This window comes from Streptomyces chlorus, assembly GCF_042655885.1.
GTDB classification, from domain to species: Bacteria; Actinomycetota; Actinomycetes; order Streptomycetales; family Streptomycetaceae; genus Streptomyces; species Streptomyces chlorus.
In genome coordinates this window covers 63,824-86,360 of record NZ_JBHSOA010000034.1, presented here as the reverse complement: position 1 = coordinate 86,360, position 22,537 = coordinate 63,824, and the positions used below count along the sequence as shown (strand labels likewise).

At 70.4% G+C, this 22,537-nt stretch carries 7 protein-coding genes; 4 read left to right on the top strand and 3 right to left on the bottom strand.

All coding sequences use genetic code 11. The features are described from left to right. Positions 1–430 precede the first annotated feature (430 nt). Entirely contained in the window at positions 431–1,228 is a 798-nt protein-coding gene (locus ACFPZI_RS16465; RefSeq protein WP_381363744.1) for a site-specific integrase, read from the bottom strand. Positions 1,229–1,867: 639 nt separating this feature from the next. On the opposite strand from ACFPZI_RS16465, the gene ACFPZI_RS16460 reads away from it, so the two are divergent. Then, entirely contained in the window at positions 1,868–2,527 is a 660-nt protein-coding gene (locus ACFPZI_RS16460) for a thioesterase II family protein (RefSeq protein WP_381363714.1), read from the top strand. Positions 2,528–2,582: 55 nt separating this feature from the next. Here the strand turns inward: ACFPZI_RS16460 and ACFPZI_RS16455 are convergent, their stop codons facing one another. Together ACFPZI_RS16455 and ACFPZI_RS16450 are read right to left on the bottom strand one after the other, a co-directional pair. Next, complete coding sequence (locus ACFPZI_RS16455; protein WP_381363712.1) at positions 2,583–9,638, bottom strand: amino acid adenylation domain-containing protein; 7,056 nt, start codon at positions 9,636–9,638, stop codon at positions 2,583–2,585. Next, on the bottom strand, positions 9,628–17,805 hold the full coding sequence (locus ACFPZI_RS16450; protein ID WP_381363710.1) for an amino acid adenylation domain-containing protein: 8,178 nt from the start codon (positions 17,803–17,805) through the stop codon (positions 9,628–9,630). Before ACFPZI_RS16450 ends, ACFPZI_RS16455 begins: the two co-directional genes overlap by 11 nt. Positions 17,806–18,118: 313 nt before the next feature. Here ACFPZI_RS16450 and ACFPZI_RS16445 point away from each other — a divergent pair, with 313 nt between their 5' ends. From ACFPZI_RS16445 to sbnA, 3 genes are read left to right on the top strand one after another with little or no spacing between them, the layout of a single operon-like run. Next, complete coding sequence (locus ACFPZI_RS16445; protein WP_381363708.1) at positions 18,119–19,819, top strand: ABC transporter ATP-binding protein; 1,701 nt, start codon at positions 18,119–18,121, stop codon at positions 19,817–19,819. Next, positions 19,816–21,522: an ATP-binding cassette domain-containing protein gene (locus tag ACFPZI_RS16440; RefSeq protein WP_381363706.1), complete on the top strand. Its 1,707-nt coding sequence runs from the start codon at positions 19,816–19,818 to the stop codon at positions 21,520–21,522. The genes ACFPZI_RS16445 and ACFPZI_RS16440 overlap by 4 nt, the downstream gene beginning before the upstream one ends. A gap of 7 nt (positions 21,523–21,529) precedes the next feature. After that, entirely contained in the window at positions 21,530–22,501 is a 972-nt protein-coding gene (sbnA, locus tag ACFPZI_RS16435; protein ID WP_381363704.1) for a 2,3-diaminopropionate biosynthesis protein SbnA, read from the top strand. Positions 22,502–22,537 lie beyond the last annotated feature (36 nt).

Below are 22,537 nucleotides of genomic sequence, written 5' to 3'. Positions count from 1 at the left end.
CCGGCAACGCCACACCGCCGGCGCTGCCGGAACCCTCGGGGACCCAGGTACGAGTTCTCCGGCGTGTACGCGTGGCCGCCCGGACAGCGCATCCTCCTGACACGCGCGCTCTCCCCGTCCCTGCTCCGCAGAGCTTCCTGCTTCGGCACGGCTTTCAAGCGGTCCGATTTGCAGCAAAGCGTATACCGCCGGCCCCAAGGATCAGCACGACGCACCTGAAAGCCTTCCGGGATCTCACCGACCAGCAGCCGGAACACCACACGGTGGACAAGCCGTGTCTTTCCCTCGTAGGAGACTTGGCCATAGCCTGACCGCCCCTCCCCGTTGCAGCTGCCGGTCCACAACCAGCAGCCGGTGTCCGGATCCACCTCGATCTTGGCTTTCATACGGCTGGGCAAATCGCTCCGCCGCCAGGCTTCCTGGCTCACGCTCACTTCTCCGCCTCAGAACCGTGAAGGCCATCCCACGTGGTCGCGGCTCCGCGGAGGTCCTCCACGTCCGGCTTCACGTACCACTTCTTCGTGGTCCTGACGTTCGTGTGCCCGGCCCATCGGGCGAGGATGTGATCCGGCACGCCGTTGTTGGCGAGATAGGTGAGACAGGACGAGCGAGCGTCGTACAGGCGTACTCGGCGAAGGCCAAGGATCTCCATGAGCCGGTACGCGCGTCTACGGAGCTGCTCGATCGTGAAGGCTTCCCCGGTCTCGTGCACCACGACGTACCCGGAGTCCGAGTAAGCCTCACCGAGGACGAGCTTCTCCTTGGCCTGGAGAGCCTTGAACGACTTGAGGGCAGCCAGCACCGGAGCCGGCAAGGGCAGATCGCGTTCTCCGGCCAGGGACTTCGTGTCCTTTTCCACCACATATCGATTCCCCATCATCGTCCGCGTGTTGGCGATGGTCATCGTGGCATCCTCCAAGCCAACGTCTTCCCATCTAAGTCCGCAGACTTCACCCGGACGCAGACCCATGAGGGAAAGCAGAAGAGGAGCATAGAGCCGGTCTGCCCTGACGCCCTGAATGAACGCCTGAACTTCCTTGACATTCCACGGATTTACTTCCTGCTTATTCTTCCGTTCCTCCTTGCGCGCCCTACGCGGGATGGTGACGTGCCAGGGTCCGTTGCATGATCGGTTCTGTCTGGAACGTCGGGTTGGTTCGCAGTTGGGGTGGGGCGCCCCGGTCCGGACGGAGGGCGAACGCAGCGCAGGCACGGTCTCAGTGATCATGTGAGTGTCGAAGTCCCATGAACACTTGGTGAGTCCGTGCCTGCTCCTCCATCTTCTCTCATGCCCTCCGCGCTGGATCAACTGGCTCAGGCCACTGCACCGGCCCCGTTGACGGACGCACGGTGTCTGTCGCAGTTCCTGGAGACGATGCCCGACGCCGACCGGGGTGGCGGCGATGGCCAGCAGCGTCAGCGGACCGGTGTGGGAGAGGGAGAAGTGGAGATCGTCACGGCCCGTGACAGGACGGCCGTTCGGGGCGCCGCACGCGGGGCATGGAGCACGGCCGATGCGGACCTCGGCAGGCGCGGTGCCGAGGTGGGCGGCGAACAGGGTGCGCAGGGCCACGTGGGCGGTGACGTAGGTGTCACGGTCCCGTGGATGGTGGAAAGAGGCGGCGCGGCTCCATTCCGCAGGGGAGAGAACCTCGGGGGCGAGACGGGTGGCGGCGAGAGCGTGCTCCCCGGCGTCCAGGAGATGGAGCAGGGGACCCGCGCCCGGGGTGAGCGGCGGCGGGTCGGTAGCGTGGCGGAAAAGCGTTGGCGTGGAGGTCGTTGGTGAGTACGTGGGCACGGTGTTTCCATCCCCTTCTGGAGGCCCGGGCGCGGCTGGTGTGTTTTCCGCACGCGGGGGGTTCGGCGAGTGCGTACCACTCCCTGTCCGCCGCTCTGGCCGAGGTGGGCGTGGAGGGCCTGGGCTGTTCAGTACCCGGGGCGGCAGGAGCGCTTCCGTGAGGCTTGTGTCGAGCGGGTGGACCTGCTCGTGGACGCCGTGACCGCGGAGTTCCGCCCGGTGCTCGGTGACGGGCTGCCGTTCGGGCTCTTCGGGCACAGCATGGGCGCGGTGCTGGCATTCGAGACCGCGCGGCGGCTGGCGGGGGACGGGCGCAAGCCCGCCGTCCTGGTCGTGTCGGGGCGTCAGGCGCCGTCGCTGCCCTGGCCCCCGCCCGGGGTGCCGTCGCTGTGGGATGCCGACGCCGCGCTGCTGGTCGAGGAGTTGCGCCTGCTGGCCGGCCAGGACGCGGAGGCGCTGGACCACCCAGCGCTGCTGCGTCTCGCCCTGCCGGCGCTGCGCGCGGACTACCGGATGCTGCAGGACTACACCTACGTACCCGGAGCGGGGCTGGACTGCCCGGTCATCGCCCTGGCCGGGGATCGCGACCCGCGGGTGGCCGTCGACGCCGTCGCCCCGTGGGGGCGGGAGACCCGGGCTGGCTTCGAGATGCAGGTCCTGCCCGGCGGCCACTTCTTCGTCGACGAGCACCTGCCGCACATCGTGGAGACGATCGGCTCCCGGCTCTGACACGGGTGCCGCCGCGCCGTGGCGACGGCACGGCGGCACCCCGCAGGTCCGGTGACTACCCGGCCGAGCCGGGCTCCTTCTTCAGGATCTCGATCAGCGGCAGGTTCTCGGCGAGACCCTCGACGATCCCCTCCAGCCGCCCGGCCATGCGCTCGACGCGGGAGGCGTCGAAGATCTCGGAGTTGTACGTCACCGCGATCTCCGTCCCGCCGTCGGGGGCGCGGTCGAATACGAACTGCAGGTCGGCCTCCTTAGCACGGCGCGGCAGCACCAGCCGGCGGAACTCCACCAGGTGTCCGTCCGCGCCGGAGGGCTCCGGCGCCTCGGCCATGTCCATGGCCACCATCACATCGAAGATGGGGCTGCGGTCCGGGCCCCGCTCCCAGCCCAGGTCCAGCATCGTCCACCCGTACGGATACTCCTCGTGCTGGAAGGCGCGCAGCACGTCGTGCTGGGCGGTGCGCAGCACCGAGGCAACCGTCTCGTCGGGCTGCAGCCGTGTGCGCAGCGGAACGGTGTTGATGTAGAAGCCCAGCTGGTTCTCGAAGTCAAGACGGTTGCGGCCCCGGGTGTACGTGCCGACGGTGATGTCGCTGCCGCCGGTCTCGGCCAGCAGCAGGAGGCTGACCGCCGTCTTGGCGACGACGAACTCCGTCACCCCGTGGGCGCCCGCCAGGCTCGCGAGGCGCGAGGCGACCTCCGGCACCGGGCGGCGCAGCCGGCCCGCGGCGAAGGCGGTCCGGGCAGGCCGCGGCCTGTCTGTGGCGAGCGGCACGACCGTACTGGCGCCCGTCAGCTCCTCCCTCCAGAACTCGCGGTGCTCCTCCGCCCGCTCACCTGTCATACGGGCGTTGCGCCACTGGGCCGTGTCCTTGTACTGCACCGCCAACGGGTCGAGTTCCGCGCCGCGGCCCTCCGCCTCGGCGTCGTACAGCCTCAGCCAGTCCTCGACCAGCACGTCCACTGTTCGCCCATCGGACACGAGCTGGTGCATGGACGTCACCATCAGCCAGCCCTCGTCCGTGCGCAGCAAGTCGGCGCGCATCAGCGGCTCCTCGGTCACCGCGAAGGCGGCCCGAACCCGGTCTTCGGCGAAGGCACGGGCGTCGGCGGCCGGCCGGCCCGAGAAGTCGTGGACCGCGAACGGCAGCGGCAGCGCGCCCGGCGCGTGGACGATCTGCGTCCACCGGCCGCCCTCCTTCGCGAACGTCGTCCGCAGCGTCTCGTGCCGCTCTACGAGCCGTGCGAAGCCGCGCTCCAGCGCCACCGCGTCGACGTCGCCGTGCAGCTCGTACAGGTCGTTGCGGTTGAACCCGTCGGGCCGGGCGTAGGTCTCCTCCATGCCGAGCAACAGGGTCTGCGTGTGCGCGACCGGGTAGGTGCCCGGGCCGCCGAGGCTGACGATCGCCTCGTCCCCGTCCGCACGGCCCTCGACGTGCTGTAGGGCCGTGGCCAGCTCAGCGATGGTCGGCTGCGAGAACAGCACCTCCAGGTCCAGGGCCACGCCCAGCTGGCTGCGGATCCGGGACAGGATCTGGATGGCGCGCAGCGAGTTGCCGCCGATCTCGAAGAACTGGTCATGGACGCCGACCTCTTCGGCACCCAGCACCTCCCGCCAGATCCCGGCGAGGGCTCGCTCCGACTCCGTGCGCGGCCCGGCGACACCGGCGGCGCGCGGCCGGGGCGGCTCGATGCGGGCGAGGGACTTGCGGTCGATCTTGCCGTTGGACGTCAGCGGCATCGCGTCGATCGCGACGAAGTCGGCCGGGACCATGTGGTGGGGCAGCTCGCCGTGCAGCAGGGTGCGGCACTCGGCGACCGTGGTGCCGGGCTCCAGCACGACGTACGCGCACAGCCGGTCCTTGGCGTCGGCGCGGATGACGACCGCGGCCGCCTTCACACCGGGGCAGGCGTCCACGCGGCGCTCGATCTCGCCGAGGTCGATCCGGAAGCCCCGTACCTTGACCTGGTTGTCGGTGCGTCCCAGGTACTCCAGGGTGCCCTCCGCGGTCCAGCGCCCGGCGTCGCCGGTGCGGTACATGCGCCGCTCCGGCTGGAAGGGGTCGCGCATGAACACCGCGGCGGTCTGCTCGGGAGCGTTGAGGTACCCACGGCTGACGCCGATGCCCGAGACGTAGAGCTCGCCCTTCATCCCCTGCGGGCAGACCCGCAGGTGCTCGTCCAGCACGTAGATCAGGGTGTTGTGGATCGGCGCGCCCAGCGGCACGGTGTCCGTGTTCACGGGCTCGGCCATCACGTAGTGCGTGACGTCGTCGGACGCCTCGGTGGGGCCGTAGGCGTTGACGACGGGGATGTGCGGGTAGTGCGCCAGCCAGCGGTTGACCGAGCGGGGCAGCACCGCCTCGCCGGTCACCATCAGGTGGGTGAGAGTCCGCAGACCGAAGGGGCGGCCGACGCGCTCCCAGGTGTCGAGCATGGTGTCGAGGTACGAGGGGACGACCTCGAGGACCGTGATCCCGTCCGCATCGAGGCGCTCGCCGAAGCGCACCGGGTCGAGCTGCAGCGCGGCCTCGTAGATCACCGTCCTGCCACCGACGTACGGAGCCGCGAACATCTGCCACACGGAGATGTCAAAGCTGTTCGACGCGTTCTGCACCACCACGCTCCGCTCGGTCAACGACAGGTCGTTGATCTTCGAGTGGAGGTGGTTGAGCATCCCGAGGTGTTCGACCATCACGCCCTTCGGCACACCCGTCGAGCCCGAGGTGTAGATGACGTACGACATCGCCGAGTCGCCGGTCGTGACGTCCAGGTCGCCGGCGTCGAGGTCCGCGCCGGTGGCGTCCGTCAACTCGACCACGGTGCGCTCGTCGCCGATGTGGCCGCGCAGCTCGGGTGACATCCGTGCAGGGTCCACGGCGACGACGCGGACCTGCGAGGACTCCAGCATCGACCGCACGTACGACGGCGGATAGCCCGGGTCGACCGGCAGGTAGGCGGCGCCGCACTTCCACAGCGCGAGGATCGCCTCGACAGTCAGGATGGAACGGTCCATGACGAGGGCCACGACCTCTTCGACCCCCACCCCCAGCTCGTCCCTGAAGTAGCGGGCGAGCCGGTTGGCACGAGCGTTGAGACCGGCGTACGTCCGCTGCTCGGAGCCGGCCACGAGGCAGACGCGGTCCGGGCTCGTGCGGGCGAACCGCTCGACCGCCAGGTGGATCTTCAGCGAGGCGTCGAAGTCGAAGTCGTGCGCGCCGATGGCGCGGACGCGCCGCTGCTCGGCCTCCGTCAGGTGCGGGATCTGCCGCAGGGCCGCGTCCGGGCGGTCCAGGACGGCGCCGAGCAGTCCGGTGAAGGACTCCCACAGCTGGTCGACGATGCGCGCGTCGAACAGGCGGGTGTCGAAGCGGATGGCCGCCTCAAGGGTGCCGGCCTGCTCGGCGAGCATGATGTTCAGCGGGAACACACTGGTCTGCAGGGTGACGTCCAAGGGGGTCACCCGCAGGCTCTCGTTCCCCATCGCGTGCAGGGCTCGCTCGTCGTCGCCCGCGAACTGCTCGAACTCGATCAGCACGTTGAACAGGTGTGGGGAGCGGGCGAGCCCGCGCTGCTGAAGCTCCTGGACAAGCTCCTCGTACGGGTAGTCGCTGTGCCGGGCGCCGGCCGTGAACCGGGAGCGGACCTGGCTGAACAGTGCCCGGAAGTCGGCCTCGTCGTCGATCCGCACGCGCAGCGGCAGCGTGCGCACCAGCATGCCGACGAGCTGCTCGGTGCCCGGCTTGCCGCGACCACTCAGCGAGGTGCCGAGCACCAGCTCGCCCTGGTCGGTGTAGCGGGCGAGCAGTGCAGCGAAGGCGCTGACGACCGAGGAGAAGGCGGTACCGCCCTCGTCCTTTGCGAACCGCTTCAGCCGCTCCCAGAGTGCCTCGGGCACCGTGTAGTCGCGGTAGGCGCCGCTGAATGCCTCGCCGCCGACGCCGGAGCGAACCGGCAGGTCGATCGCCGCAGGCACGTCCGCGTACTGTTCCATCCAGTACGCGGACGCCTCCTCCTTGCGCTCGTCGGCGCGCTGCCTGCCCTCGATGTGGTGGTCGCGGTAGCCGAGTTCCACCTCCGGCAGTCCGAGTGGGACGCCCCGCGCGAAGGAGGCGTAGAACGCGGACAGGTCGCGGACCAGAAGCTCCAGTGACCAGCCGTCGGCCACGATGTGGTGCGTACTGAGCGTGAGGACGTGCTCGTCGCCCGCGAAGCCGGCCAGCTGGGCACGGACCAGGGGACCGGCCGCCAGGTCGAACGGGGTGGCCGCGAAGGGACGCACGTACGCCGTGATGCCGGTGTCGTCTGGCCGGGCTTCGGTCGACCCCTCCAGCTGGAGGGGGACTGTGAACTCCCCGGCGGCGGCCGTGGCTTGGGTCAGCTCACTGTCGGCGAAGGCGAACGTGGCACGCAGGGCCTCGTGACGGCGGGCCAGCGCGTCCAGGGCCTGCCGCAGAGCGTCCGTGTCCACCTGCCCGTCGAGCCGGAAGCTGCGGGTGAGGTTGAAGGCGGCGGAACCGCCCTCGAACTGCGAGGCGAGCCAGATGTTCAGCTGGGCCGGGGAGGCCGGGAACGCCTCCGACGGAGTGGTGTCCACCACGGGCGCCGCCACGGGGACGGACAGGGCTGCCTGGATGTGGGCGGCGAGCTGCTGCGGGGTCTCGTGGTCGAAGATGGCGTATTCGTCGAGTTCGACGGCGAAGAGGGCGCTGAGGCGGCTCATGACCTGCATGCCGCTGATCGAGTCGCCGCCCAGGTCGAAGAAGGAGGCGTCGGTGTCCGGCGAGTCGAGGCCGAGGACGTCCCGCCACACCTCCAGGACGGCCTCCAGGGGCTCGGTCACGGCCGCCGGTCCGGTCACGGCCGACGGTGTGGTCACGTCGGCGGCCGTCGTAGAGCCGGTGCGGACCTTGCTGTCGTCCAGCCAGCAGCGGATGCGGTCGAACTGGTACGACGGCAGCTCGATGCGGCTGCCCGGACCGGTGCGGGCGTCCCATCGCCACTGGGCACCCGCCGCGTACAGGCCGCGCAGGAAGCCGGCGAAGCCGGTCTCGTCCACGGCCACCACGTCGTAGCCCTCTCCCGCGCGCTCGGTCAGCAACCGGGAGATCGTGGACAGCGGGCCCGCCTCCACGAACAGGACCCGCCGCGGGCCGGTGAGCTTGCCCAGGAGCCGGTCCACGCGGGCGTCGAGGTCCGCGGGCACGGACCGGTCCTCGGCCGCGGCGCGGCGCAGCGCCTCTCCGAGACCGACGCGGCCATTGGCGGCGTCCAGGGCGTGCTTGCCCGCGCTCTGGGCGACGACGTGCTCGAAGTCCAGGCCGATGTGGCGCAGCAAGCCCACGAAGGCGTACTGGAACGCGAACTGCTCGTCCCACAGGCCGAGCCCGGACGCCGCGTCCAGGGCCTCCTGGTACAGCCCGTTGAAGTGCGGGTGGCGGGCCCGGAGCCCGGCGGTGAGCGCGGGCGTGGCCTGGCAGGAACCCGAGACCAGCAGTGCCGTCGTGACCGGCCCGGTGGGCGTGGTGGAGGCGAGCGGCGCGGCGGCGAGGGCGTCGGTGAGCCCGGCCAGGTTGCTCGCGGTCAGGGCGATGCGGTACGGGTGGTGGTCGCGGCCCGCCGTCAGCGTGCGCTCGATGTCCGCCGGCTCCAGCTCCGGCCGCTCCTCGATCCAGCGGCGCAGCGCGGCCGCGTTGGCTTCGAGGGCGGCAGCGCTCTTGCCCGACAGCGGGACGAAGTACGTTCCGCCGGAGCCCCGCGCGCTCGGGGCCGGGGAGGCGGGTGCCTCCTCCAGGACCGCGTGCACATTGGTACCCATCACGCCGAACGAGCTGACGCCCGCGCGGCGTACCCCGACGGCTGGTTCCCAGGGCGTGAGCTCCCGCGTGACCGACACGGCCGAGTTCGCGAAGTCGATCAGCGGGTTGAGCTCGGCGGCGTGCAGGCTCGGGAACAGTTGCCGGCTGCGCAGGGCGAGGGCCGCCTTGATCAGGCCGACCAGACCGGATGCGCTCCAGGTGTGGCCGAGGTTGGACTTCACGGTCGACAGGGCGACGAAGTTCTTCTGCCCGGTCACCCGCCCGAAGGCCAGGTCGAGTCCTTCGATCTCGATCGGGTCGCCCAGACGGGTGCCCGTGCCGTGGGCCTCGACGTAGGAGACGGTCGCCGGGTCGATCCCCGCCTTGCGCCAGGCCAGTTCGATGACCTCGGCCTGGGCAGAGCTGTCCGGAGCGGTCAGGGTGCTGGAGCGGGACGCACCACTGTTGGCGGCGGTGCCCTTGATGACGGCGTGCACCGTGTCGCCGTCGCGCAGGGCTGCGTCGAGCGGCTTGAGCAGGACGGCGGCGACGGCCTCGCCCGAGCCGGTGCCGGCGGCGTCGGCGGAAAAGGCCCGGGCCTTGCCGTCGGCCGAGCGGATGCCGATGTCCAGGTCACCGCTCTTGCGGTCGGCCAGGACGTTGAGGCTGACTCCGCACACCATGGCCAGCTCGGACTCGCCGAGCAGCAGGTCGTTCACCGCGTGGTGCACGGCGAGCAGGGTGGACGAGCAGGCCGAGTCGACCATGGCGGAGGCGCCATGCAGGCCGAAGAAGCGCGACAGCCGCCCGGCGATGGCGGACACATGTGTACCCATCACCATCGTCGGTTCGGGGTCGAGCGCCAGCTGGTCGTACTCGATCTTCGTGTCGCCGACGTACACCGAACCACGCACGCCGTCGAGCGTCCTGGGGGCGTAGCCGGCGTTCTCGACCGCCTGGTAGGCGACCTGGAGCAGCAGCCGGTGCTCGGGCGCCATGTTGTGCGCCTCGCCCCTGGAAATACCGAAGAAGGCGTGGTCGAAGGTGTCGATGTCGTCGAGGAAGCCGCACAGCTGGTACTGCTCGGTCGGCGAGAGCGAGGTCCGCGTGATGCGGTCCTCGGTCAATTGACGGACGCTGTCGCGGCCCCCGCGCAGGTTGCGCAGGAACTGATGGAGGTCGTCCGCCTCGGGCAGCCGGGCCGCCATGCCGATCACGGCGATGTCCCGGCCGGCGCCGGCCGCGGGCCCGGTGGCACCCGCCACGGCACCTGTGCCGCGGGCCGCGCCGCTCGCGTTGATCTCAGAACTCATGCTCGGTGACCTCGTCTTCAGACTGGGTGGGGACGGGCGCGACCAGCGCCGCTTGCGTGGCGATCGTGGGGTGGCTGAACAGCTGGGCGACGCGGAAGGTGCCCGGGAAGCGCTCGTCGAGCAGTGCGTACAGGCGCAGCAGCTTCAGCGACGTACCGCCCAGGGCGAAGAAGTCGTCCTCGACCCCCGGCACGGGACGGTCAAGCACGGTCGCCCAGATGTCGCCGATGCCGCGCTCGCCGTCGGTGCGGGGGGCGGCCGACACGCTCGGCGGCAGGTCCTGCACGAAGCGCGGCGCGGGCAGGGCGGCACGGTCGGGCTTGCCGTTGGCGTTGGTGGGGACACGGTCCAGGGCGATGTACTCGCCGGGGATCATCGCCCCGGGCAGCAGGCCCGTCAGATAGGCGCGCAGCTCCGCGGCGAGGACCAGCCCGTCCCGGTCGCGATTTTCGGGGACCACGTAGGCGACCAAGTGGGCCTCTCCGCGCGGGTCCTTGTGGGCGACGACGATGCTCGTGGAGACGGCCGGGTGCCCGGTGAGGGCGTTCTCGACCTCGGCGGGCTGGATGCGAATCCCGCTGATCTTCACCTGGTGGTCCGCGCGGCCGAGGATCTCCAGCAGTCCGTCGGGGCGCAGCCGCCCGATGTCACCGGTGCGGTACAGCAGATCGGCTTCGTCCTCGCGCAGCGGGTTTCGGAAGAAGCTCGCGTCCGTGGACCGCGGGTCGTTCAGGTAGCCGTAGGTGCGGAACGGGGTGCGGATGATGATCTCGCCGGGCTCACCGACACCGCACAGCACGGCGCCGTCGCCGCTGTCGCGCATCACGACGCACTGCGTCTGCGGCAGCGGCGTGCCGACCGGAAGGATCGGGGGCAGCGGCCCGTCCGGGACGCGGTGGAAGAACTTCGCCATCGTCGTCTCCGTCGGCCCGTACAGGTTCACCACCTCGGTGCTCGGGTAGCGGCCGCGGATGTTCTCCACCAGGGCGGCCTTCAGGGGTTCGCCCGCGCAGAACGTCAGCCGGAGATCTTCGAGGCGGGCGTCGTCGGGGGCGTCCAGGAGCCAGGTCTGCAGGACGGTCGGGGCGGCGTGCAGGACGGTGACCCGCTCGCGGTCCAGCCAGCGGAAGATGGCCTTGCCGCCCAGTTCGTCCGCCGCCTCCGGCGCCACGAGCGTGGCGCCCGAGACCAGCGCGAGGAACGTGTCGCGGAGCATCACGTCGAAGGAGACGCTGGTCAGCTGCGAGCACCGGTCGTTCTCACCGAGGGAGAACTCGGCGGCCTGCCACGTGAGGAAGTGGCTGAGCGAACCGTGTCGGCCGAGCACCCCCCGCGGCAGGCCGGTGGTGCCGGAGGTGAAGAAAAGGTAAGCCGGGTCCGCAGCGGACACCACCGGGAGCCGTGTCGCGGCGGCTCCGTCCGTGTCGTGCGCGGACAGCCCACCGGCATCGACGTCGACGGTCTCCAGGCCGCCGGTGACGGGGGCCGCCGCCCGGTCGTCGGCACCGTCCACGACCCTCACGAACAGACCAGGCCTGCCGATCTCCAGGAGGTGGCGCTTGCGCCCCTCGGGCAGCGCCGGGTCCACCGGGAACGCGACGGCCCCGCTGCGCAGCACACCGAGCAGGCCGACGACGAAGCCGATCCCGCGCGGGCCGGTCACCCCGATCACATCTCCGCGCCCGCAGCCACGCGCCACCAGGCGGCGGGCGACGGCCTCGCTGCGGGCGACCAGTTCGCCGTAGGTTAGCGTCCTGCCGCCCTGCTGGACGGCGACCCGGTCCGGATGGCCTGCGGCGGCGCGGGCGATCAGCTCGGTCACCGGCCGCTGCTCGGGCTGCTCCAGCGGTGCCGCGAGCTCCGCCCCTTGGTTCCCGGCGGCCCCGGCCATCAGTGAGTACGAGGTGATCGGCTGCCCGGGGTCTGTCACGGCGAGGCCGAGGACCTCGGCCAGCTGGGCGGCCATCGTCCTGGCGCGTGCGGGCGAGAACAGGTCGGTCCGGTGGACCAGCTCGATCAGCATGCCGCCGTCCGGCTCGTCGCGGACGTAGAAGGTGAGCGGGAATTTGGCCCGGAGGTCGAAAGCGTGGTCGTCGACCTCGGCGGTGACGCCGTCGATGGTCAGGTCCTCGCGCAGATCGCCCAGATAGTTCAGCAGCACGTCGAACACCGGCGTGCGGTCCAGGTCGCGCACCGGATTGAGGCGCTCGACGAGCAGTTCGAACGGCGCGGTCTGGTGCTCGTACGCCTCCCGCACCCCCGTGCTGACCTGCTCGAGGAGGCCGGTGAAGGTGGGGGCGCCGGTCAGGTCGGTGCGCAGCACCATGGTGTTGAGGAAGAGACCGACCGTCCCCTCCAGGTTGATGTCTGGCCGGCCCAGGACCGGGAATCCGACCACCACGTCCTGCTGGTCACTCAGACGTGACAGAAGCAGGTTGAGGGCGGCCATCGTGATCTCGAAGGGGGTGGTGGCGGTGCGCGACCCCAGCTCCCGCAGCCTGCGGCCGGTTTCGGCGCCGACCCGCACGGTCGTAACACCGACGGACTCGTCGAGTACGGCCTTGTCCAGCTCGTCTGTGGGCAGTTCCAGGGGCGGGGCGTCCGCGAGACGGTCCACCCAGTACGTCAGGTCACCCTCGATGGCTGCCGTGTTGCCGGGGTGGCGCACGGCCGCCGCGTGGTCGATGTACTGCACGGCGGGGGCGGGCAGCCGGTCGCCGGCGCCGACGGCGTGCTGCGCGTACAGGCTGGAGAGCTCCTGCGTCATCAGGCGCAGCGTCCAGCCGTCACCCGCGATGTGGTGCACCACGACCAGCAGCAGCCACTCCCCGTCGTCGATCCGGCAGAGCACGACCCGCAGTGGCGAGGAGTCCCCGAGGTGGAAAGGCGTGGAGCCGATCTCACGCACCAGCCGGGCCGCCTCGGCGCGTGCGGCCTCGGCCGGGAGGTCGCCCAGGTCCCGTACCTCGTACGGAACGGGGAGGTCCTCGCGCACCGTCTGGAAGACGCTTCCGCCTTCGCTGGTGAACGTCGTGCGCAGCATCTCGTGCCGGGCGACCAGGCTCACGACGGCCTGCCCCATCACCTCAGCGTCGATCGCACCGTCGAGGCGGGCCAGGACGGGGATGTTGTAGGCGCCGCTGTCGGGGTCGAGCATGTGCAGGAACCACATGCGCTCCTGGGCGAACGACAGGACGTGCCGCTCGCCGCGCGCGACGCGCGTCGGCACCGGCGCGGACGATGTCGACTTCGCTGAGCCGGCGATCAGCCCGGCCTGGGCGGCGACGGTGCGGTGGGTGAACAGCGCGGCGAGCTTCGGCTCGACGCCGAAGACCTGGCCGATGCGGGTGGACAGCTGCAGCGCGCTGAGCGAGTTGCCGCCCAGCGCGAAGAAGTCGTCCTCCACGCCCACCCGTTCCAGCGGCAGCAGCCCCGTCCAGATTCCGGCCAGCCGCCGCTCGGCGTCGGTGCGCGGTGCGACGTACCGGCTGCTGGCGACCTGTGCGGTGCCGCTCAGCGCGAGCAGGGCGCGGCGGTCGGCCTTGCCGTTGCGGGTGACTGGGATGGCGTCGGTGAAGACGAAGTACGTCGGCACCATGTACTCCGGCAGCCGCGCGCCGAGGGCGGCCCGCAGCTCGGCGGGGGCCGCGGGCGCGCCCGGGACCGTGTTCTCGACGTACGCGCACAGCCCCTCGGCGCCGGCCGGGTCTTTCTGCACCATCACGACGGCACGCTCGACGCCCGCCTGCCCGGCCAGGGCCTGCTCGATCTCGCCGAGTTCGATACGGAAGCCGCGCAGCTTGACCTGGTGGTCACGGCGGCCGAGGTAGAGCACCTCGCCGCTCTCCTGCCAGCGCGCCAGGTCCCCGGTCCGGTACATGCGCGCCCCGGGCCGGAACGGGTCGGCGGTGAACCTCTCGGCGCTCTTCCCGGGCCGGTTGAGGTAGCCGCGGGCCACCTGTACGCCGCTGATGTACAGCTCGCCGGCGATGCCGACCGGGCAGGGCCGGCCCGACCCGTCGAGGACGTACAGGCGGGTGTTGGCGGCGGGGCGGCCGATCGTGACCGGCCCCGGTGTGTCGGCGACCTCGAGGAACGAGACATCGACGGTGGCCTCGGTCGGCCCGTAGTAGTTGTGCAGCCGCGTGCCCGTCTCCGCGGTGGCGGCGAAGAACCGGGCGGCGAGGTCCCTGCCGAGTTCCTCACCGCTGCACACGACGCTGCGCACGCCCGTGAAGCCGTGCTCGACCGCGGCCAGGTACTGGCTGAGCATCGACGGCACGAAGTGCAACACCGTCACCCCGTGGCGTTCGACGGTGTCGCGGATCAGCGCCGGGTCGGACTGACGGCCGGGCGCGAGCATCACCTGGCGGGCACCGGTCACGGCAGGTAGCAGCAGCTCCCACACCGACACGTCGAAGACGTACGGCGTCTTCTGCAGGATGACGTCCCGCTCGGTCAGCTCCAGGTCTTCGATCGTCCAGCGGAGCCGGTTGACCAGGCCGCGGTGCTCGACCAGGACACCGTTGGGCACGCCGGTCGAGCCGGACGTGTAGATGCAGTACGCGATGCCGTCGGGGCCGGCCAGCGGTGGCGGGTTGTCGGCGCGGGCGGCGTCCGCCGGGAAGGCGGTGACGTCGACGACGGTGCGGTCGGGTGCGGCCATCGTCCGGAGGCGGGCCGTGTCGGCCAGGAGGACCGTGGCACCGGAGTCCTCCAGGATGGCGGCTGTGCGGTCGGCCGGGTCGGTGATGGACAGCGGCAGATAGGCACCGCCCGCCTTGAGCACGCCCAGGACGGCGGCCGTCATGTCGACGCTCCGGTCCAGGTACAGGGCGACCAGGGTGCCGGCACCGACTCCGTGGTCCTCGCGCAGCGTCCACGCAAGGGCGTTCGCCTTGGCGTTGAGCTCGGCGAAGGTCAGGGCGCGGTGCTCGTCGACGGTGGCGGTGCGCTCCGGGGTGCGGGCCGCCTGCTGCTCGAAGAGCCGCTGGACCGTGGTGTCCGTCTCGTAACCGGTGTCCGTGGCGTTGAAGTCGGTCAGCACCAGCGCGCGCTCGGCCGCGGTGAGCAGTTCGAGCTCTTCCACGGGGGCCAGAGGCGCGGCGGTGACGCTGGTGAGCAGCGTCTCGAAGTGGGTGAGCAACCGCTCGACGCGCACCTTGTCGAACAGGTCCGTCGCGTACTCGGCGGTGATCTTCAGGCCCTCGTCCGTCTCCTTGAAGAAGAGGGTGAGGTCCATCTTGCTGTGCTGGACGGGGTGGTCGAGGTGCCGGATCTGCAGTCCGGTGGCCTCGGAGGTGGGTGTGCCCCACGCGGGATCCATCATCACCATGACGTCGAACAGCGGGTTGTGATTGCCCGTGGTGACCGCGCGGGTGTCGCGGACTACCTGGTCGAAGGGGTGGTCACTGTGCCGGACGGACTCGGTGAGGGAGTCCCGCACGGTACGCAGCAGCGTCCGGAACGACGTGCCGGCGGCGACCTCCGCGCGCAGGGCCAGGCTGTTGACGTAGTAGCCGACCTGGTCGTGCAGGGCCTCCACCGGGCGGCCGAGCGCCGAGGTGCCGAGCACGATGTCGCGCTGACCGGTATAGCGGTAGAAGAGCACGCGCAGGGCCGCGCCAAGGCCCGCGTACAGGGTCGAACTCTCCTCGCGGCACAGCGACTTCAGGCCCTGCAGGCACTCCGAGGAGACCGTGCGGCGCAGGACCGCGCCCCGGTAGCTGCGGGTGGCGGGGCGCGAGCGGTCGGCGGGCAGATCGAGCGGCTCGGCGGCCTCGGCGAGCCTCCGGCTCCAGTAGGCGCGCGACTCCTCGGCGGCCGGCTGGTCCAGCAGCCGCTGCTGCCAGTGCGCGTAGTCCTTGTACTGCACCTCCGGAGGAGCCTCCTCGGGCTGCCGGCCGTCGAGCAGGGCGTTGTACGCGGCGATGACGTCGTCGATCAGTACGGTCAGCGACCAGCCGTCGACCGCGATGTGGTGGGCACTCAGGACGAGGACGTGGTGGTCCTGGGCGCGCTCGACCAGCAGGAAGCGGACCAGGCGGCCCGCCGTGAGGTCGAAGTCCCGCTGGATGAAGGCGGCGATCGTGCGCTGCGCCGCGTCCTCGTCAGCGGCGGTCGTGACCTGCCAGTCGAGGGTGGCCCCCTCCCGCACCCGCTGCATGGGCACCCCGGCGACCTCGCCGTAGGCCGTGCGCAGCGACTCATGACGGGTCAGGAGCCTGGCGAGCGCGCCGTGCAGGGCTTCCCGGTCCAGGGTGCCGCGCAGTTCGTACATGGCGGGCACGGTGTAGGCCGCGTGGGGGACGCCGGCCTGTTCCAGGAGCCACATCGACAGCTGGCCCGAGGACAGCGGGTGCCATGGGGCGGGGGCGGCGGGACCGATCGCCGGCGGCGCGTCGCCCGCGCCCTGTTGCCCGGCCTCGTGGAGGCGGGCGGTGAGTTCGGCGACGGTCTCGTTGCGCAGCAGAGCGTCCATGCCCAGCTCGCGCCGCAGCCGCTTGCGGGCCAGCAGAACGACGCGGACGGCCTTGAGGCTGTCGCCACCCAGGTCGAGGAACCGGTCCGCCAATCCCACCCGCCCCCAGCCGAGGACCTTCTGGAGGATGCCGCACAGTTCGCGGCCCATCTCATCGACCGGCGCCACGTACGCGGTGCCGTCGAACTCGGCGTCCAGGTCCGGCGCGGGCAGGGCGGCGCGCTGGATCTTGCCGCTGGAGGTCAGGGGGAAGGCGTCCAGGCGCATGAAGCGGGCGGGCACCATGTAGGCGGGCAGCGACTCGGACAGGCCCGCACGCAGGGACGCGGTGTCAGCGCGGCCGTCGCCGACCCAGTAGGCGACGAGCTCCTGCCGGCCGTTGATGTCGGCGGCGACCACCGCGCTGTTGTGCACGCCGGGCAGCGCGGACAGCGCGCTGTCGATCTCGCCGAGCTCGATGCGGTAGCCGCGGATCTTGACCTGGTGGTCCATGCGGCCCACCAGGTCGATCTCGCCGCTCTCCAACCGGGTCGCCAGGTCCCCGGTGCGGTACGCGCGGTCACCGCTGCCGGTCGGGTCACGGACGTACCGCTCGCGGGTGAGCTCGTCCCGGTTGAGGTAGCCGCGGGTCAACCCCTCACCCGCGATGAGCAGTTCACCGGTCGCGCCCACCGGGCAGGGCACGTTGTCCTTGTCGACGATCAGCAGCGTCGTGTTGGCGAGCGGCCCGCCCACCGTCACGGGTGCCTCGCGGTCCACCAGGCAGGCCGTCGCGTAGATCGACGTCTCGGTGGGGCCGTACAGGTTGAACAGGTCGCAGCCGGTGGTGGCGGCGTAGAACGCCGTGCGCAGACCGGGCTTGAGCGGCTCACCCGCTACGAGGCAGCGCAGGACACCGGGCAGCGGATCGACGACGTCCATGACGGCCAGGTACGAGGCGAGTCCCGACGGCACGAACTGGATCAACGTGATGCCATGTCGTGTGACGGCCTCGCGGATCGCCGGCGGCGACGTCTCCGCACCCGCTTCCAGCAGGACGAGCCGGGCGCCGCTGATCAGGGGCAGGAGCAGCTCCATGATGGAGATGTCGAAGGTGTAGGTCGTCTTCTGCAGTACCCGGTCATCGGGTGTGATCTTGAAGTACTCCTCGCCCCACCGCACCACGTTGCGCACCCCGCGGTGTTCGATGAGTACGCCCTTGGGCTCGCCGGTGGAACCGGAGGTGTACAGGCAGTAGACGAGGTCGTCGGTGGTGCCGACCACCGGCAGCTCCGCGTTCCGCTCGGGCCAGGAGGGCTCCTCGCGAAGGTCGAGGACATGGACGAGTTCGCCGAGGCCGGGGTCCGAGTCGGTGTTGGCGAGCAGCAGGCGTGCTCCGCAGTCCTTCAGGATGAACCGGTGCCGCGCGACGGGGTGCTTGGGGTCCAGCGGCAGGCAGGCGCCGCCCGCCTCGATGACGGCGAGGATGCCGACGACCATGTCCAGGGAGCGCTCGAACAGCAGCGGCACCAAGGTGTCCCGCCCGACCCTGTGGTCCTCGCGCAGAGACCAGGCCAGCGACCGCACGCGCGTGAGCAGCTGATCGTACGTGAGTCGCTCGTCGCCGTACTCCACGGCCACGCTGTCCGGCCGGGTCCTGACCTGCTCCGCGAGCAGCTGCTGTATCAGCCCACTGGACTCGTTCAAAATCGCCCCTCTGTCCGCATCTGCGCCTGCGCTCGACTGCGCGTATCTGCATCCGGTGGAGGCGTCGTGCCCGCCGCCGTGGCTGCCAGGACAGCAAAACTTTCCCGACGGTTTCAAATGAGATCGGACATCTCGATCAAATGAATCGTGTGTGATTCAGGGAGCTGAACTTCGATCGAGATGCCTGATCTCATTTGAAACCGTCGAAAGAGGTTTGTTCTTCTTCTTCCAGCCGACTGTGCACAGGTCCGCAGCCAGGCACCGTAGTGAGGAGAGAAGCGATGACGTCGCAGCACGCCGAAACGCCAACCGGATGAACCGTGGACAGAACACAGCAACACGACTGCTGCGCCAGGAGATCCGCCCCGTCCGATCCGTGGTGGCCGGCGCCCTGAGCGTGCTGATCGTCAGCGTCCTCGCCACACTGGCGGGCCCGCTGCTCGTCCAGTACTTCGTCGACCGCGCCACCGAGGGCAGCACCCAGTCGGTGCTTGTCACCGTCGCGCTGGTCTATCTGGCCGTCGCGCTGGTCGGCGGCGCGGCCCGCATCGGTGCCGGATACCTGGCGGTGCGCAGCGCCTGGCAGATCGCGGACAGCCTGCGTACCCGGCTGCTGCGCCGGACCGCCGTCGAGCGCCCCGTGCTGGAGGTGGAGAGCCGCCCCGTGGGCGAGGTGCTGGAGAAGGTCGAGGGCAACTGCGACATCGTCGGCAAGTCCATCGCCGAGGCCGGCTTCCAGATGATCGGCAACGTGGCGATCGTCTTCGGCACACTCACCGTGATGGTCGTCGCGGTCCCCGCCGCGGGCGCCGGTATCGCGGTGCTCATCGTCGCTGTGTGCCTGCTCCTCACCCGGCTGGCCCGACGCGCCGTCACCCGCTGGGAGCTGGCCCGCCAACAGCAGGCCGAACTCTTCGGGTTCGTCGGCGACTCGCTGGCCGCCCGGGACGATCTGCTGCCGCTGGGCAAGTCCGTCTGGGCCACCGACACCATCCAGGACAAGCTGGCCGGGCTGCTGCGCACCGAGGGCCGCGCCTACATCAGCGGCCGCGCGTTCTGGCCGCTGACCCAGTTGTTCTTCGCCGTCGCCTTCGGTCTCGGCTTCGGCTTCGGGCTGCAGGGCCTCGGCCAAGGTTCCCTATCCATCGGCACGTTGACGATGATCTACCTGTACGTGGATCTGCTGCAGAAGCCGGTGGAGGAGATGTCCTCCCAGTGGGGCGAGTTGCAGAAGACCATGGCCGTCCTCGGCACCGCGGCCCGTACCCTGGAGGAGCCGACAGCTGGCGAGGGCGTGGACACACTGCCGCCCGGCTCCCTCCCCGAGGGACCGCTGGACGTGGCCTTCGAGCACGTCAGCTTCGGCTACGGCGGTACCCCGGTGGTTCGCGACGTGTCCTTCACGGTCGCGGCCGGGCGTAGCCTCGGCATCGTCGGACAGACCGGCGCCGGTAAAAGCACCCTGATCAACCTGCTCTGCGGGCTCGCCTCACCGGACGAAGGCCGCGTAATGATCGGTGGAGTCGATGTCGACCGCGTCGCCCCCGCCGAGTTCGCCGAGCGGCTGACCGTGCTCAGCCAGCGCGCGCACGTCTTCGCCGCATCCGTACGTGACAACGTCGCCCTCTTCGAGGACTCCGTCTCCGACGACCGGATCTGGCAGGTCCTGGAGCAGCTCAACGCGGACGGTTGGATCCGCGCGCTGCCCGACAGCCTCGACACCGTCATTGGCACGGCAGGGCGAGCCCTGTCGGAGGGGGAGATGCAGGTCGTCGCCTGCGCCCGCGCCCTGATCCGGCCGGTCGGCCTGCTCGTCGTCGACGAAGGAGTCTCCAAACTCGATCCCGAGGCGGAGCGCACCTGGTCGGCCCTCCTCGAGACCGTGACGAAGGACCGCACGGTCGTCATGGTCGAGCACCGCCAGGCCGCCCTGAACGGCGTTGACCAGATCATCGCCATGGCCGGCGGTCGGATCACATACGTCGACCGTCCCCGCGAAGGAGCCGCCAAGTGAGCCCGTCCACCGACACCGCCCCGCCCGGGGAGCATCAACTCCACCTGGATTCACAACCGTTCAACCGGTTCCTGTTCCATGCGGGCCGCCTGGTGGGGGGCCTCTACCTCGGCGCGATCGCGAGCTGGACAGTCATCTACGCCCTCCCGCTCGTCGTCGGTCTGGCCATCTCCCGGCTCATCGACCGCGCCGGGGGCGGCTCCGTCGACTCCGTGACCTGGTGGCTGCTCGCGCTCGCCGTCGGGCTGATGGCGCTGCGGGCCGTCGTCCTCTGGGGCGGACTGCAATTGACCTTCACGCTGATCTTCAAGACCAGCGCCTGGCTCAAAGTGTGTGTCCTGCGAGGCCTGCTCAGCCGCCCCGCCGTCCGCGACAAAGCCGTGAGCAACGGCGAGACGATCAACCGGCTGCGCGACGACACGGAGGAGATCGGGGGGCTGCTGGAGTGGACCACCGATCTGATCTACCGGTCGGTGCTTGTCGTCATCGCGGTCGCCGTGCTCGCCAGTACCGATCTGGTCATGACCGTACCGCTGGTCCTGCTGCTCGGCGGACTGCTCGTCTCGATCTTCCTGAAGAACCGGGTGGCGTCCCTGCAGACGCAGATCCGTGTTGAGCAGGGCCGTATCGGCGGCGCGATCACGGACACGCTGACCGGGATCCGCGATCTGCGCCTGTCCGGCGCCATCACCGGTCGGATGGCCAAGTTGGAGCAGAGCTTCGCCGGGCGTCGCCGTCTGCAGCAGAAGTACCAGGTCTACGCTGACCTGCTCTCCGACCTGTTCCGCAACCTGGTCATGATCGGCACAGCTGTGGTCCTGCTGACCGCGAGCGTGCGGATCACCGCGGGCGACTTCACCGTCGGCAAGCTCGTACTGTTCATGACGTACTCGAGCTGGCTGGGCCAGCAGATGTTCTTCTTCGGCAAGATCCTCGCCCGTTACCAGAGCGGCAAGGTGTCCTACCAGCGCCTGACCGGCATGAGCAGTGGTGCGGAGCCGACCCCGGCGCAGCCGGCCCTCGTCGAGCCGCTGCGCGAGCTGACGGCCACCGGTCTGACCCGCCACGCCCCGGACGGCGGCCCTGCCCCCGAGCCGGTCGACTTCACCCTCCGACCCGGTCAACTCGTCGCGATCGCGGGCGACATCGGCGTCGGCAAGAGCACGGTCGTACGCGCCCTGCTCGCGCTGCAACCCGACGCGGCGGGACGGCTCCACTGGAACGACACCGACATCACCGGTGACCGCGGCCGGCTCGGCGCCCCGCACATCGGCTACGCCCGCCAGTCGCCCCGCTTCGTCGCCGGCACCGTCCGCGACAACCTGAGGCTCGGCGACGACACGGTCACCGAAGAGCGCATGAACCGGGCGCTTTCCGCCGTCCACCTGCGTCCCGGCACCCCCGAACTCCCCGAGGGCCTGGACACCTTCCTCGACTCGGGCGAGGCCAGTCGGCTCTCTGGCGGACAGCGGCAACGCCTCGCCCTGGCCCGCATGCTGTGCCGTCCGGCCGAGGTCTACCTGGTCGACGACTGCGACTCGTCGCTGGACGGCCCGACCGCGCGCGACATCTGGCAGACCGTGCCCGGCATGTGGCCCGGCGCGTGGGTGGTCGTCTCCCACAATCCGGACCTGCTCGCCCTCGCCGACACCGTCGTGCGCGTCACCCGCCGCCCCGAACCGTCCCTCGTCACCGCGGAGTGAGCAGCCAGTGCCCATCATCACGTCACCGCATGAACTGGTCGACTCGGATCTGTACGTCGACCTCGAACCGTTACTGGGACGCAGCCTCTACATCAAGTGCGAAGGACTGAACTTCGGCGGCTCCATCAAGATGAAGGCGGCGGCGAGCATGGTCGCCAGCGCCGAACGGGACGGCCTCATCCGTGAGGATTCCGTCCTCATCGAGTCTTCCTCCGGTAACCTCGGCGTCGCCCTCAGCATCATCGCGGCGGCGAAGGGGATCCCCTTCACCTGTGTGACCGACCGCAGGTGCAACGACCTGACGGCGTCCGTCATGCGGGCACTCGGTACGCGACTCGTGGTGGTCGACGAACCGGACCCCGAGGGCGGATTCCTCAAGGCCAGGCTCGACCTCGTACGTCACCGCTGCGCCGAGGACGACCGCCACGTCTGGCTGAACCAATACTCCAACGAGGCGAACTGGCTGGTCCACTACGAAGAGACGGCGAAGGGCATCCTCAAGCACTTCCCCGACCTGGACATCCTGTTCGTCGGTGTCGGCACGTCGGGCACCGCGATGGGCTGCGTGCGCTACTTCCGCGACCTCGGCAGCACCGCCCGTGTCGTTGCCATCGACTCGGTCGGGTCCGTCAGCTTCGGCACCCCCGCCGCCACCCGCCTGATACCGGGCCTTGGCGCGGGTGTCGTACCACCGATGCTCGACCCGGACGCCTTCGACGATGTGGTGCACGTCCCCGAGGAAGCCGCCATCCGGATGTGCCGCGCCCTGTCGGCGCAGGGCCTGCTGTTCGGCGGCTCCACCGGAACCGTCGTCGACGGCGCCCGCACCTGGCTCGACCGGAACGACCCGCAGCGCGCCCTGCGCGCGGTGTGCATCTCCCCGGACATGGGGGACCGCTACCTCGACACGGTCTACAACGACGCCTGGGTCCTCCAGCACTTCGGACCGCAGGCGCTCCTCCCCCTGGCCCGTACGTAGTGACCCCCCCAAGCCACGACGGCAGCCGCCTTCCCG